The organism is Kribbella sp. NPDC050124, assembly GCF_044460355.1.
Lineage (GTDB): Bacteria > Actinomycetota > Actinomycetes > Propionibacteriales > Kribbellaceae > Kribbella.
In genome coordinates, this window is record NZ_JBITJU010000001.1 from 220,152 (window position 1) to 233,011 (window position 12,860).

The 12,860-nt window shown below is 69.2% G+C and carries 12 protein-coding genes; 4 read left to right on the forward strand and 8 right to left on the reverse strand.

The window, feature by feature from the left end:
• Positions 1-69 precede the first annotated feature (69 nt).
• The 8 genes from ACIBL3_RS01135 to hutH form a co-directional block, all read right to left on the reverse strand.
• Entirely contained in the window at positions 70-1,380 is a 1,311-nt protein-coding gene (locus ACIBL3_RS01135; RefSeq protein ID WP_396351123.1) for a formimidoylglutamate deiminase, read from the reverse strand.
• Positions 1,377-2,564 (reverse strand): allantoate amidohydrolase, encoded by a 1,188-nt coding sequence (locus ACIBL3_RS01140; RefSeq protein WP_396351124.1) that lies wholly within the window; start codon positions 2,562-2,564, stop codon positions 1,377-1,379. The genes ACIBL3_RS01135 and ACIBL3_RS01140 overlap by 4 nt, the downstream gene beginning before the upstream one ends.
• A complete protein-coding gene (locus tag ACIBL3_RS01145; protein ID WP_396352291.1) occupies positions 2,561-3,493 on the reverse strand; it encodes an ABC transporter substrate-binding protein in 933 nt (310 codons plus the stop codon). Before ACIBL3_RS01145 ends, ACIBL3_RS01140 begins: the two co-directional genes overlap by 4 nt.
• A 97-nt stretch (positions 3,494-3,590) precedes the next feature.
• Entirely contained in the window at positions 3,591-4,241 is a 651-nt protein-coding gene (locus ACIBL3_RS01150) for an ABC transporter permease (protein WP_396351125.1), read from the reverse strand.
• 1 nt (position 4,242) lies between these two features.
• On the reverse strand, positions 4,243-4,902 hold the full coding sequence (locus ACIBL3_RS01155) for an ABC transporter permease (protein WP_396351126.1): 660 nt from the start codon (positions 4,900-4,902) through the stop codon (positions 4,243-4,245).
• Positions 4,899-5,897 (reverse strand): ABC transporter ATP-binding protein, encoded by a 999-nt coding sequence (locus ACIBL3_RS01160; RefSeq protein WP_396351127.1) that lies wholly within the window; start codon positions 5,895-5,897, stop codon positions 4,899-4,901. The genes ACIBL3_RS01155 and ACIBL3_RS01160 overlap by 4 nt, the downstream gene beginning before the upstream one ends.
• A gap of 128 nt (positions 5,898-6,025) precedes the next feature.
• Positions 6,026-7,681, reverse strand: a complete 1,656-nt coding sequence (gene hutU / locus ACIBL3_RS01165) for a urocanate hydratase (protein ID WP_396351128.1) — start codon at positions 7,679-7,681, stop codon at positions 6,026-6,028.
• 16 nt (positions 7,682-7,697) lie between these two features.
• Complete coding sequence (gene hutH, locus ACIBL3_RS01170; RefSeq protein WP_396351129.1) at positions 7,698-9,245, reverse strand: histidine ammonia-lyase; 1,548 nt, start codon at positions 9,243-9,245, stop codon at positions 7,698-7,700.
• A gap of 105 nt (positions 9,246-9,350) precedes the next feature.
• Between hutH and ACIBL3_RS01175 the strand changes: the two genes are divergently transcribed.
• From ACIBL3_RS01175 to ACIBL3_RS01190, 4 genes are all read left to right on the forward strand, one after another.
• Positions 9,351-10,247, forward strand: a complete 897-nt coding sequence (locus ACIBL3_RS01175; protein ID WP_396351130.1) for a GNAT family N-acetyltransferase — start codon at positions 9,351-9,353, stop codon at positions 10,245-10,247.
• Positions 10,244-10,438: a hypothetical protein gene (locus ACIBL3_RS01180; RefSeq protein ID WP_396351131.1), complete on the forward strand. Its 195-nt coding sequence runs from the start codon at positions 10,244-10,246 to the stop codon at positions 10,436-10,438. Before ACIBL3_RS01175 ends, ACIBL3_RS01180 begins: the two co-directional genes overlap by 4 nt.
• Positions 10,439-10,461: 23 nt before the next feature.
• The gene (locus ACIBL3_RS01185) at positions 10,462-11,220 is read left to right on the forward strand and encodes an IclR family transcriptional regulator (RefSeq protein WP_396351132.1); all 759 of its coding nucleotides are present in this window, start codon (positions 10,462-10,464) and stop codon (positions 11,218-11,220) included.
• Positions 11,221-11,287: 67 nt separating this feature from the next.
• A complete protein-coding gene (locus tag ACIBL3_RS01190) occupies positions 11,288-12,835 on the forward strand; it encodes a carboxylesterase/lipase family protein (RefSeq protein ID WP_396351133.1) in 1,548 nt (515 codons plus the stop codon).
• Positions 12,836-12,860 lie beyond the last annotated feature (25 nt).

Genomic DNA, 12,860 nt, shown 5'->3' on the forward strand with positions numbered 1-12,860 from the left:
GGACGAGGGAAGGCCGGGAGTTCCAGCCCCATGACCGCGCCGGCGCCGGAGGCCCGGCCAAATGCACAGTCACTCAGTCACCGCCTCAATCGATGCGGCCAGCTCACCAGCGACGTCCAAGGTCACGTGATTGCCCTCCGCAACTACCTGTTGGCCGCCTACCACCACGTCGGTCACGTCGGCGGCCGAGGCGGCGAAAACCGCTGTCTCCACGGTGTTTCCGGTCCCCGCCGTGCGGACGCTGTCCAGCCGTACGGCGACCAGGTCCGCGCGAGCGCCCACCTCGATCACCCCCGCGTCGTCGAACCCGAGTGAGCGGTGCCCGTCCACCGTCGCCGCCTTGAGCAGCTCGGCTGCGGACCAGTGGCCGCGCTCGTGCGAGGCGAGCCGTTCGTCGAGCTCCACCGCGCGCATCTCCTCGAACAGGTCGATCACCGCATGACTGTCCGACCCGAGCGTCAACGGCGACCCGGCGTCGCGCAAGGCCGACGACGGGCCGATGCCGTCGGCAAGGTCCCGCTCGGTGGTCGGGCAGAAGCACGAGTACGTCGCCGAGTTGCCGAGCAGACCCACATCGACGTCGGTGAGGTGAGTCGCGTGGACGGCGCTCGTCCGGCCACTGAGAAACCCGGTCTCATCGAGGACCTGGGCCGGCGTCCGACCGTAGGCGTCCAGGCAGGCCGCGTTCTCGCCGACCTGCTCGGACAAGTGGATGTGTAACGGCGCGTCGGGCAGTGCCGCCGCGACCGCGCCGAGTTGCTCGTGCGGAACACCTCGGATCGAGTGCGCCGCCGTACCGATCACGACATCGTCGGCGCCGGTCAGCAGGCCGACTCGGGAGGACCAGGCCGCGGCGTCGCCGTCGCTGAAGCGTTGCTGGATCGAGTTGAGCGGCTGGTCGATCCCGCCGGCGACGTAACACGTGTCCAGCAAGGCGATCCGGATCCCGGCGTCCCGGGCGGCCGCGATCAATGCCGTACCCATGGCGTTCGGGTCGTCGTACCGGCGTCCGCCCGGCGCGTGGTGCAGGTAGTGGAACTCGCCGACCGCGGTGATCCCGGCCAGCACCATCTCGCCGTACACGGCGCGGGCCAGGCGGTAGTACGACTCCGGGGTCAGCATCGACGCGACGGCGTACATCTGCTCGCGCCAGGTCCAGAACGTGCCGCGCTCGGTCTGCGTGCGACCGCGGAGGGCGCGGTGGAACGCGTGACTGTGGCAGTTCGCGAGGCCGGGGAGCACGAGGCCGTCCAGCCGGATCGCGTCGCCCGGGTCCGCGTCCGCCTCGACCGCGGTGAAGCGTCCGTCGGCGATCGTCACCAGCACCCGCTCGGCGACCCCGGACGGCAGCAGCGCGCGCGAGCACCAGTACGACGTCACGTCGCGAGATCCTTCAGTACGGCGGCCAACGCGTCCACGCCGGCCAGGCAGTCGTCCATCTCGGCGTGCTCGACCGGCGAGTGCGAGATGCCGGTCGGGTTGCGCACGAACAACATCGCGGTCGGGATCCCGGCGGCCGAGAACACACCGGCGTCGTGGCCGGCTCCGGTCGGCAGGACGGGCGCGCCGTCGAGTACGTCGACGAGGCGGTCGCGCAGACCTGCTGGGAAGTCGACGATCGGCGACACGGACTCGGGGACGACTTCCAGCGTCGTACCGTCTCGTTCTGCGCGTTCAGTGGCTTGCTTGGTGATTGCTGCGAGCAACAACTCCAGCGTGGCCTGGTCGGCGGCGCGGGCGTCCAACCAGGCAGTGACCTGCGACGGCACGGCGTTGGTGCCGTTGGGCTCGACGGACAGCCGACCGAAGGTCGCACGGGCGCCGGCCAGGCGGGCCTGTTTGTTGGCGGCCAGCGCGGTCATCGCGTAGGTGAGCATCGGGTCGTGCCGGTCCTCCATCAGCGTGGTGCCGGCGTGGTTCGCCTCACCGCCGAACGTGAACCGGTACCGCCCGTGCGGCCAGATCGAGCTCGCCACCCCGACCGGCGCGGTCAGCCCCCGCCCCTGCTCGACGTGCAACTCGACGAACGTCCCCATCCGCTGCACCAGCGGCGACGGGCCGACTCCCGCCGGATCAATCCCCGCCTCCTCCAAAGCAGCCGCCAACGTAACCCCCGCCCGGTCCGTCAACGCAAGTGCACGCGACGCCGGCAACACTCCCGCCGCAACGCGAGACCCCAAACAAGGCATCCCGAACCGCGACCCTTCCTCCTCGACAAACGCGCCGATGCCGATGGGCACCGAAGGCACAAAACCCTCGGCCCGCAACAGATCCACCGCAGCCAGCGCTGACACAACACCCAGCGGCCCGTCGAAGGCACCACCATCGATGACCGAGTCGAGGTGACTGCCGGTGACCACTCCAGGCTCACCCGACGGACCCCACCAGGCGATCAGGTTGCCGATGCCGTCGGATTCGAGGGTGAGGTTGCGGGCGGCGCACTGGTCGGTGAACCAGTGCGTCGCCTCGCGTTCGGTGGGGGTCCAGCCGCCTCGGTGGTAGCCGCCGGTGGCGGGGTTCCGGCCGATGGCGGACTGGGACGCCCACAGGGATTCGAAGCTCAAGACAGCGGGTTCTGCGTCAGCCAGTCCTTGGCGACCGCGTTCGGCGACTCCTTGCCGACGTCGATCCGCTTCACCATCTCGGTCAGCGCATCCGTGGTCAGCTTCGCCGAGACCGCGTTCAGCGTGGTGGCGACGTCGTCCGACTTGTGATCGGTACGGATCAGCGGAACGATGTTGTTCGGCGGCAGGATGTTCTCGGGGTCCTCCAGCTGGACCAGGTTGTTGTCCTTGATCAACGCCTGGGTGGTGAAGAAGTTCGACACCTGGATCTGGTTGTCCAGCAGCGCCTTCAGGCTCAGCGGCCCACCGGCGTCCAGCGTCTTGTACTCCTTGCCGAACTCGACGCCGTACTTCTCCTTCAGGCCCTTCAGCCCGGCGTCCCGCACCTTGAACTCCGAGCTGCCGCCGGCGGCCATGTCCTTGGCGACCGGCTTCAGGTCGGCCAGCGACTTCAGGCTGTACTTGTCCGCGGTCGCCTTGGTCACCACGATGGTGTCCTCGTCGGCGGCCGGGGACTTCTCCAGGACCTCCAGCCCGGACGGCAGCGAGGCCTTCAGCGCGTCGTACGTCGCCTGGTCCTCGGTCTCGGTGGCGTCGGTCTTGAAGTAATGCAGCGCGGCGCCGGTGTACTCCGGCAGCAGGTCGACCGAGCCGTCCTTGATCGCGGCCATGTAGGTCTCGCGGTTGCCGATGTTCGGCTTCTGCTTGACCTCGATCCCCTTCGCCGCCAGCGCCTGGCCGTAGATCTCCGCGAGCAGCTGGCTCTCGGAGAAGTCGGCGGACCCGACGGTGAGGCTGGTGACCTTGTCGGGTGCGGGCGAGGAACCCGCATCGCTGTCGCCCAGCTGATCGCCCCCACCCCCACAGCCGGCCAGGCCGAGCACGGCCACCCCGGCGATCGCAGTACGGATGAGCGTGGATCTCAACACGAGAGCCTCCAGTGTCTCGTCAGCCACCGGCCGCTGCCGGCGGATGTTTCGATGGGGCGGATGATCTTCGGCAAGTTCATCAGGTACGTCGGACAGTTCAGTCGGTCTTGAGCCCGTCGGACACCGCGATCCGGCCGGCCACGGCGAACATCACGTCGAGCAGGATGGCGAGCAGGGCCACCAGCAGGGCGCCGGTGAACATCTGCGGGAAGTCGCGGAGCTTCAGCCCGTCGACCACGTAGCGGCCGAGGCCGCCGAGTGACACGAGTGCGGCGATCGTCGCGGTCGAGACGATCTGCAGGGTCGCGCCACGCAGACCGGAGATGATCAGCGGCATCGCGATCGGGATCTCCACCTTGGTCAGGATCTCGCGTCCGGTCATCCCCATTCCCCGGGCCGCGTCGATCGTGGCCGGATCGACACCGGACACACCGGCGTACGTGGAGGCCAGGATCGGCGGGATCCCGAGCGCGACCAGCGCGATCAGCACCGGCAGGAAGCCGATCTGGTCAGTGATCAGCACCGCGAGCATCAGCAGGCCGAGGCTGGGCAGGGCCCGCGCCGCGTTGCCGAGGTTGATGGCCAGGAACGCGCCCCGGCGGGTGTGCCCGATCCGCAGCCCGATCGGCAGCGCGATCGCCGCGGAGAGCCCGAGCGCGGCGAACGTGTACCAGATGTGCTCGATGATCCTGGCCCAGATGCCTTCGGGCCCGGACCAGTTGTAGGGGTCGGTCAGGTATTCCCACATGTCAGGCCACCTCCACCGGCGGAGCGGAGATCACACGGGACCAGGGTGTGAGCAATCGCTGCAGGCCGACCAGGATCAGGTCCGCCACCAGCGCCAGCAGCAACGACAGCACCACACCGACCACGACCGGGGTGAGGAAGTCCTTCTGGAAGCCCAGCGTGAACAGCTCGCCGAGGCCGCCGATCCCGATCACGGCGCCGACGCTCACCATCGAGATGTTCGCGACGGTGACCACCCGCAGACCCGCGAAGATCACCGGTACGGCGATCGGCAGGTCGACCGCGACCAGTCGGTGCAAGGGGCTGTACCCGACCGCGACCGCCGATTGCCTGACCTCGACCGGCACGGAGCGCAGCCCGTCGATCACGTTGCGAATCAGCAGGGAGACCGTGTAGATGGTCAGCGCCACGACGATGTTGACCGGGGACAGCACCTTGGTGCCGAGGATCGCCGGCAGCACGATGAACAACGCGATCGAGGGCAGTGAGTACAGCACGCCGCCGAACGCGATCAGCGGGTTCGCGAGCCAGGAGAACCGGGTCGCCAGGTACCCGAGCGGCACCGAGAGCAGCAGCCCGAGAATGACCGGCACGATCGACAGGTAGATGTGCTCGAGCAGTTGTTCCCAGATCAGCCCGAGGTTGTCGGCTATCCAGCTCATGACCGGAGCGCCTCTGCGACGATCGACTGGTCGAGGACGCCGACTGCCTTGCCGTCGTCGTCGACGCAGACGCCCCAGCCGGTCGGTGAGGTCAGTACGGCGTCCAGCGCAGCACGCAGCGAGTCACCCTGCTTGAAGACGGCGCCGACCGGCAGGATCTCGTGGTCGTTGCGCCAGCCGACCGGCACGCCGTCGTCGTCGAGCACGAGGTCCGGCGGCAACGGCTTCAGCGGCAGGTCTTCGGGGTGGACGAAGGTGAGCGCGCGGTACCCGCGGTCCTGCCCGACGAAGCCGCGGACGAAGTCGTCGACCGGGTGTCCGAGTAGGTCGGACGGCGGCGCGAACTGGGCCAGCTTGCCGCCGACCCGCAGTACTGCCACGTTGTCGCCGAGCTTGATCGCCTCGTCGATGTCGTGGGTGACGAACACGATCGTCTTGCCGATGTCGCGCTGCAGGCGGAGCAGCTCCTCCTGCAACTGGTGCCGGACGATCGGGTCGACGGCGCTGAACGGCTCGTCCATCAGCATGATCGCCGGATCTGCCGCCAGCGCCCGCGCGACGCCGACTCGTTGCTGCTGGCCACCAGACAGCTGGGCGGGATACCGCTCGGCGAGCTTCACGTCCAGACCGACCCGCTCCAGCAACTCCATCGCGGTGGCCCGGGTCTTGCGCTTGTCCCAGCCGAGCAGCTTGGGCACGGTGGCGATGTTGTCCACCACCGTCTTGTGCGGGAACAGGCCGGCGTGCTGGATCACGTACCCGATCCCGCGCCGAAGCGTCACCGGGTCCTTGCCGTTGATGTCCTCGCCGTCGATCGAGATCGTTCCGCTGGTCCGCTCGATGGTGCGGTTGATCATCCGCAACGACGTGGTCTTGCCGCAGCCCGACGGCCCGACGAACACGGTGATCTGATTGCTCGGGATCCGCAGGGACAGTTTGTCGACGGCGACGGTGCCGTCCGGATACCGCTTGGTGACGTCCTCGAACTCGATCATGGCGCCCCTTCGCGCTCGTCGTCGGTCGCCCGATCGACCCTAGCGGAACGAGAGACCGAAGCCACGCGATTCTCATTCCCGGGAAAGTGCACCGTAACAATAGACAATGCCACGGTCGCACTCTGCGATCAGACCTCCTGCATCGGAACTCTGACTCCCCGTGCGGCCGCAACCTCTGCCGCCTTGTCGTAACCGGCGTCGACGTGCCGGATGACACCCATCGCCGGGTCGTTGGTGAGCACCCGCTCCAGCTTCTGCCTTGCAAGATCGGTGCCATCGGCAACCGACACCTGACCGGCGTGGATGGACCGGCCGATGCCGACGCCGCCGCCGTGGTGGATCGACACCCACGACGCGCCGCTGGCCACGTTCACCATCGCGTTCAGCAACGGCCAGTCCGCGATCGCGTCCGAGCCGTCCAGCATTCCTTCGGTCTCCCGGTACGGCGACGCGACGCTGCCGGTGTCCAGGTGGTCCCGGCCGATCACGATCGGCGCCTCGAGCTCGCCCGCGGCAACCATCTCGTTGAACCGGACCCCGGCCTTGTCCCGCTCGCCCTGGCCGAGCCAGCAGATCCGGGCCGGCAGGCCCTGGTACGCGACCCGCTCACCGGCCATCTTGATCCACCGGGTCAGGTGGTCGTTGTCCGGGAACAGGTCCAGGATGGCCTGGTCGGTCTTCGCGATGTCGGCCGGATTGCCGGACAGCGCCGCCCACCGGAACGGGCCCTTTCCCTCGCAGAACAAGGGCCGGATGTACGCCGGCACGAAGCCGGGGAACTCGAACGCACGCGAGTACCCGGCCTTGCGGGCCTCGTCACGGATCGAGTTGCCGTAGTCGAACACCTCGGCGCCCGCGTCCTGGAAGCCGACCATCGCGGCGACGTGCCGGGCCATCGAGGCCTGCGCGCGCTCGGTGAAGCCGGCCGGGTCCTTCTCCCGGGCGGTCGCCCAGTCGTCGAACTCGATCCCGACCGGCAGATACATCAGGGGGTCGTGCGCCGAGGTCTGGTCGGTGACGATGTCGATCGGCGCGCCCAGCTCCAGCAGCTCCGGCACGATCACCGCGGCGTTGCCCAGGACACCGATCGACAGCGGACGCCGAGCCTTCTTGGCCTCCTCGGCCAACCGCAGCGCCTCGTCCAGCGAGTCGGCGCGGACATCGAGGTACCGGTGCTCGATCCGCCGGTCGATCCGGGAGGAGTCGACGTCGATGCAGATCGCCACACCGTCGTTCATCGTGACAGCGAGCGGCTGCGCACCGCCCATACCGCCGAGCCCGGCGGTCAGCGTGATGGTGCCGGCGAGCGAGCCGCCGAACTTCTTCTCGGCCACCGCGCCGAACGTCTCATAAGTGCCCTGCAGGATGCCCTGGGTACCGATGTAGATCCACGAGCCGGCCGTCATCTGGCCGTACATCGTCAGCCCCATCGCCTCCAGCTTGCGGAACTCCTCCCAGGTGGCCCAGTCGCCGACCAGGTTGGAGTTCGCGATCAGCACCCGCGGCGCCCACTCGTGCGTCTGCATCACGCCGACCGGACGGCCGGACTGCACCAGCATGGTCTCGTCGTCCTTCAGCGTGGTCAGCGTCCGGACCATCGCGTCGAACGAGTTCCAGTCCCGGGCCGCCTTCCCGGATCCGCCGTACACGACCAGCTCGTCGGGGTGCTCGGCAACCTCGGGGTCGAGGTTGTTCTGCAGCATCCGCAGTGCGGCCTCCTGCTGCCAGCCGCGGGCGGTCAGGGTGGTACCGCGGGGTGCGCGCACGGGACGGGGTCCGGACATGGGTGATCCAGCCTTTCTAGGAGAGCGGGCCGGTGACGGCCTCGGTCGCTTGGATATAGGTGCCGTCAGCAACGAGGCGGACGGAGTGCTCGATCTCGGGGGCGAGGTGCCGGTCGGTGCCGGGCCCCTCGACGTACTCCCGGAGGGCGGCCCGGACGGCGGCGGTGGCCGGCGCCGGGGTCAGCGGCGCGCGCAGGTCGAGCGCCCGCGCGGCGGTCAGGATCTCGATCGCGAGCACCCGCTGCAGCCCGTCGATCGCCTTGCGCAGCTTGCGTGCGGCCGACCAGCCCATCGAGACGTGGTCCTCCTGCATCGCACTGCTCGGGATGGAGTCCACACTGGCCGGTACGGCGAGCCGCTTGAGCTCGGACACGATCGCGGCCTGCGTGTACTGCGCGATCATGTGACCGCTGTCCACCCCGGGGTCGTCGGCCAGGAACGCGTTCAGCCCGTGGTTCCGGGCGACATCGAGGAAGCGGTCGGTACGGCGCTCGCTGATGCCGGCCAGGTCCGCGACAGCGATCGCGAGGAAGTCGAGCACGTACCCGACCGGGGCACCGTGGAAGTTGCCGTTCGACTCGACCCGCCCGTCCGGCAGAACGACCGGGTTGTCGATCGCGGCGGCGAGCTCGTGGTCGGCGACCGTGGCAGCGTGCGCCGCGGTGTCGCGGGCGGCGCCGTGCACCTGCGGCGAACAGCGCAGCGAGTAGGCGTCCTGGACGCGGTTGCACTCGGGACCGCGGTGGCTCGCGACGATCGCGCTGTCGGCGAGGATCGCGCGCAGGTTCGCCGCGGCAGAGCGCTGACCGGGATGCGGCCGCAGTGCCTGCAGATCGTCCGCGAACACCCGATCGGTGCCGAGCTGCGCCTCGACGCTCATCGCGGCGGCCAGGTCGGCGGTCTTGAACAGGCGGTCGAGGTCGGCCAGCGCGAGCACCAGCATGCCGAGCATGCCGTCGGTGCCGTTGATCAGCGCGAGACCTTCCTTCTCCGCGAGTACGACGGGGGTCAGGCCATGGGCCCGCAGTGCGTCGCCGGCGTCCAGGAGGTTGCCTTCGGCATCTCGTACGAAGCCCTCACCCATCACGGCGAGCGCGACGTGGGACAGCGGCGCGAGGTCACCGGAACAGCCGAGGCTGCCGTACTCGTGCACCACCGGAGTCAGGTTGGCGTTGAGCAGACCGGCGTACGCCTGGGCCGTCTCGACCTTCACGCCGGTGCGGCCGGTCGCGAGCGTCGACAACCGAAGCAACGCGAGGGCGCGGACGACCTCGGTCTCCACCTCAGGGCCGGAACCGGCTGCGTGCGACCGGACCAGGCTGCGCTGCAGTTGCGCCCGCAACTCCGGCGCGATGTGCCGGGTCGCGAGGGCGCCGAAACCGGTCGAGACCCCGTAGTGCGGAGTGTCCGCGTGCGCGAGGGCGTCGATCGCGGCCCGCGACTTCGCGATCTCCTCGAGCGCCTGGTCGCCGATCCGCACCCGGGCCCCGTGCCGTGCCACCGCCACGACGTCGGCCGCGGTCAGCGGCCCGACGCCGACGACTACCTCGTTCTGCTCATCCACCCGTTCATTCCACCGCGCGGCACGGACAACCGACAGCAGCGCCAGGCACTTTCTGTCTCGGATCTGAGACACGCTGATGGACCGCCCGACACATAGAGTGAAGGAATGGTGTTCGAGATCCGGCCGGCGAGGCCGGAGGACGCGGCCGGAATCGCCCGGGTCTGGGCAGCCACGATGCCGCAACTGGTCAAGACAGCCCGCGGGATCGAGGCCCAGCTGCGAACCGGCAAGAGCCAGGTGATGCTGGTCGCTGACGACGGCCGAGACGTGGCCGGTTTCGGGACCGTCTACCTCCCCGACCCCGACGAGCGAGGCCCACGGGTCCGGATCGCCGTGGAGGTCCCGCCGGCGGTGCGAAGGCGTGGCATCGGCGGCGCGCTGACCGAGGCGGTCGGTGCCGAAGCGGTCAAGGCGGGCGCCACCGCACTGCTGGTCGTCGTCGCGGACGAGGCCGAGTCGAAGCAGTTCGCGACCCGGCACGGGTTCACCATCGGTCGCCGGATGTCCCACTCCCGAGCCGATCTGAGCGCCGTACCGCCGCCGGCTGCCGCACCTGCGGGGCTGCGCCTGGCCGACTACGACCAGGTCGATCCGCGAGAGCTGTGGCAGGCGGTCACGGCGGTCACCGGCGGCGATCCGAGCGGGCTGTCGTTCTCGCTGCCGTACGACGAATGGCTGGCCGTCGACTGGGGACACCCGGATCTGCGGCGCGATCTCAGTTTCGCCGTCCTCGACGGCGACACAGTGTTGTCGTTCGTCACGACGACGGCCGACCCAGAGCGGAAGGTGACCTGGTCGAACCTGACCGGCACCGTTCCGTCCGCGCGCGGCCGCGGTCTGGCGAAGGCGGTGAAGTCGGCCGCGCTGGCGCGGGCCCGGGACGCGGGCTTCGTCGTTGCGTACACCGGCAACGACGCGGGGAACGCCCCGATGCTCGCAGTGAACACCTGGCTCGGCTACGAAGTGTCGTCGAGCGCCTGGACCGCGGAGAAGGCTCTGTGACTCGAATCGTTGTGTCCCTCACGTTCTTCGGCATCCTCGCGGTGGTGGTCGGCATCCTCACCTCCGGCGACGACCAGGACATCGACTGGGCGATCACCGGCGGCCTGTTCGGGATCGCGCTGGCCGGCGAGGGAGTCCGGCAGTGGCTGCGCCGCAGCCGCGCCAAGTCCCGGGAATCGTCCGGAATCTGAGACTTCGCGGCTACGCTGCCGTTGTGAGCGGCAACGTTCCCGCCTCGACCCGGACGCTGCGGGTCCTGACGTTCCTGGCCACCCAGCCCGGACCGGTGCCGATGGAGCGCATCGCCTCCGCGGTCGGCCTGCCGCGCTCGTCGACGTACCACTTGCTGCGAGCAATGATCGACGAGGGGTTCGTCGTACACCTGCCCGAGGAGAAGCGGTACGGGCTGGGGGTGGCGGCGTTCGAGATCGGGTCGGCGTACCTGCGGCATGATCCGCTGGAGCGGTTGGCTCGGCCTCTGCTCGTTCAGTTGGTGGCGGAGGTGGGGCAGACCGCGCATCTCGGCGTACTGCATGGGCGGGAGCTCGTCTACCTCCTGAAGGAGCAGCCGCCGCGCCCGGTCACGCTGGTGACGGACGTCGGCGTGCGGTTGCCTGCGACGCTGACTGCCTCTGGTCGTGCTCTGCTGGCGGAGTTGCCGCCGGCTCAGGTTCGGGCGCTGTTCCCTGGCCCGGAGAGCTTCGTACGGCGGACTGACGTCGGACCGCAAACGCTCACCCAACTGCGCCGCCTCCTCGCCGACGAGAAACGCCAGGGTTTTGCGGTCGAGGACTCCTTCATCAGCCCAGGCTTCTCGTCCGTGGCGAGCGCCGCGGTCGACCACGCAGGCCACCCAGTCGCCGCCATCAGCGTCACCTTCCGCACCGACGCCGTACCCCCCACCGACCGCCGCCTCCTAGCCCACCGAACCCGCCAAGCCGCAACCGCCCTCACCCGCCGCCTCCACGGCTGATTCCCCACGCTGGCAGCTCTCACCTCCGTTCGAAGCCCACAACTTAGTGGGGCTAGCACCACCTCTTATGGGGACGTGGGCTGACTGTGTGGGCGGGCTGTGGGCGAAAGGGTTGGGTCTGCCGTCATACAGGAGGAGGAGCGTCGTGGTTCGTGGGTTGGTGGCTGTGGTGGGGGCGGTTGCCCTGGGGGTTGTGGGTGTGGGGACTGCGGCCGCCGCTGGCGGTGAGGTGGTCGGGACGGAAGGTGGGTTGATTCGCGGGATAGTGCAGGACGACGTCCGCACCTTTCGAGGTATCCCCTATGCCGCTCCGGCCGAGCGATGGCGGTCGCCGCGGCCTGTAGAGCCGTGGACGGGTGTGCGTGACGCCACGGAGTACGCGAACAGTTGCGCCCAACCCGAGCACCCCGTCGGCGTGGCGAGCGCCAATGAAGACTGCCTGTATCTGGACGTGACAACGCCGAGCAAGAGTGGGAAGAAGCGTCCAGTGATCGTCTGGATTCACGGGGGCAGCTTCACGAACGGCGCGAACAGTCTGTACGGGCCGAACAGGTTCGCAGCTCGCGGTGACGTCGTCGTGGTGCAGGTGCAATACCGGCTGGGTGCGTTCGGCTTCCTCGCCAGCCCGCTGTTGGGCAGCGACTCCGGTAACTACGGACTCGAGGACCAGCAGGCCGCGCTGCGATGGGTCCGGAAGAACGCCGCCGACTTCGGAGGCGACCCCCGGAACGTGACTCTGATGGGTGAGTCGGCCGGCGCGTACAGCGTCTGCGATCACCTCGCGTCCCCGACCGCGGCCGGCCTCTTCGATCGGGCCATCATCCAGAGCGGTCCCTGTGCGCAGGAGTACTCCGCGATCAACTACGCAGCCCCGAGACCGCGGTCAGTCGCCTACGACTACAGCCGCCGTCTGGCGACCGACCTCAACTGCAAGACCGCAGCCTGCCTCCGCAGCATCCCCGCCGACCGGCTGCTCGCAGCGACCGAGGCCGCCGAGTTCGGCCCGGTGCTCGGTGGGCGGGTCCTCCCACACCACCCGGCCGAGCGGATGGTCAACAAGGTGCCGGTCCTGCACGCCGTCAACCACGACGAGGAGTCCGGTCGGTACGGCGCTCAGGAGGTCTTCGGCCAGCCGATCACGCAGGCGGACTACGAGACCGCCGTACGCGACACCTTCGGCTCCGAGGCCGACAAGATCCTCGCCGAGTACGCCGACGTCCGCCCCGCCGGCCGCGCCCTCGCCACGGTCATGACCGACTCGCACTGGTCCACCCCGGCGGCAAAGACCAACCGCCTGCTGTCGACGCGCATGCCGACGTACGCGATCGAGTTCGCCGGCGAGGCGCCCTGGTACGCCGGAGCGCCCAAGCCGGACTGGCCCGTCGGCTCGCACCACCTGAGCGATGTCGCCTACTTCTTCGACCTGGACGTCCTCGAGCCGCCACAGCAGCAGTACGCCGACCACCTGATCACCACCTGGGCCGACTTCGCCCGCACCGGCACCACCCCCTGGCCGCGCACCCGCCCGGACGACCGGACCGTCCAGTCCCTCACCCCGACCGGCGCCACCAGAACCGACTTCATCACCGACCACCGGGTCCGCTTCTGGCAGTGATCGACCACGTACAGCGGCCCTCCGC

Coding starts and splice junctions, on each gene's coding strand:
- ACIBL3_RS01150 (WP_396351125.1), bottom strand. CDS start 4,241: ATGTGGGAATACCTGACCGACCCCTACAACTGGTCCGGGCCCGAAGGC.
- ACIBL3_RS01155 (WP_396351126.1), bottom strand. CDS start 4,902: ATGAGCTGGATAGCCGACAACCTCGGGCTGATCTGGGAACAACTGCTC.
- ACIBL3_RS01160 (WP_396351127.1), bottom strand. CDS start 5,897: ATGATCGAGTTCGAGGACGTCACCAAGCGGTATCCGGACGGCACCGTC.
- hutU (WP_396351128.1), bottom strand. CDS start 7,681: ATGTCCGGACCCCGTCCCGTGCGCGCACCCCGCGGTACCACCCTGACC.
- ACIBL3_RS01175 (WP_396351130.1), top strand. CDS start 9,351: ATGGTGTTCGAGATCCGGCCGGCGAGGCCGGAGGACGCGGCCGGAATC.
- ACIBL3_RS01190 (WP_396351133.1), top strand. CDS start 11,288: ATGGGGACGTGGGCTGACTGTGTGGGCGGGCTGTGGGCGAAAGGGTTG.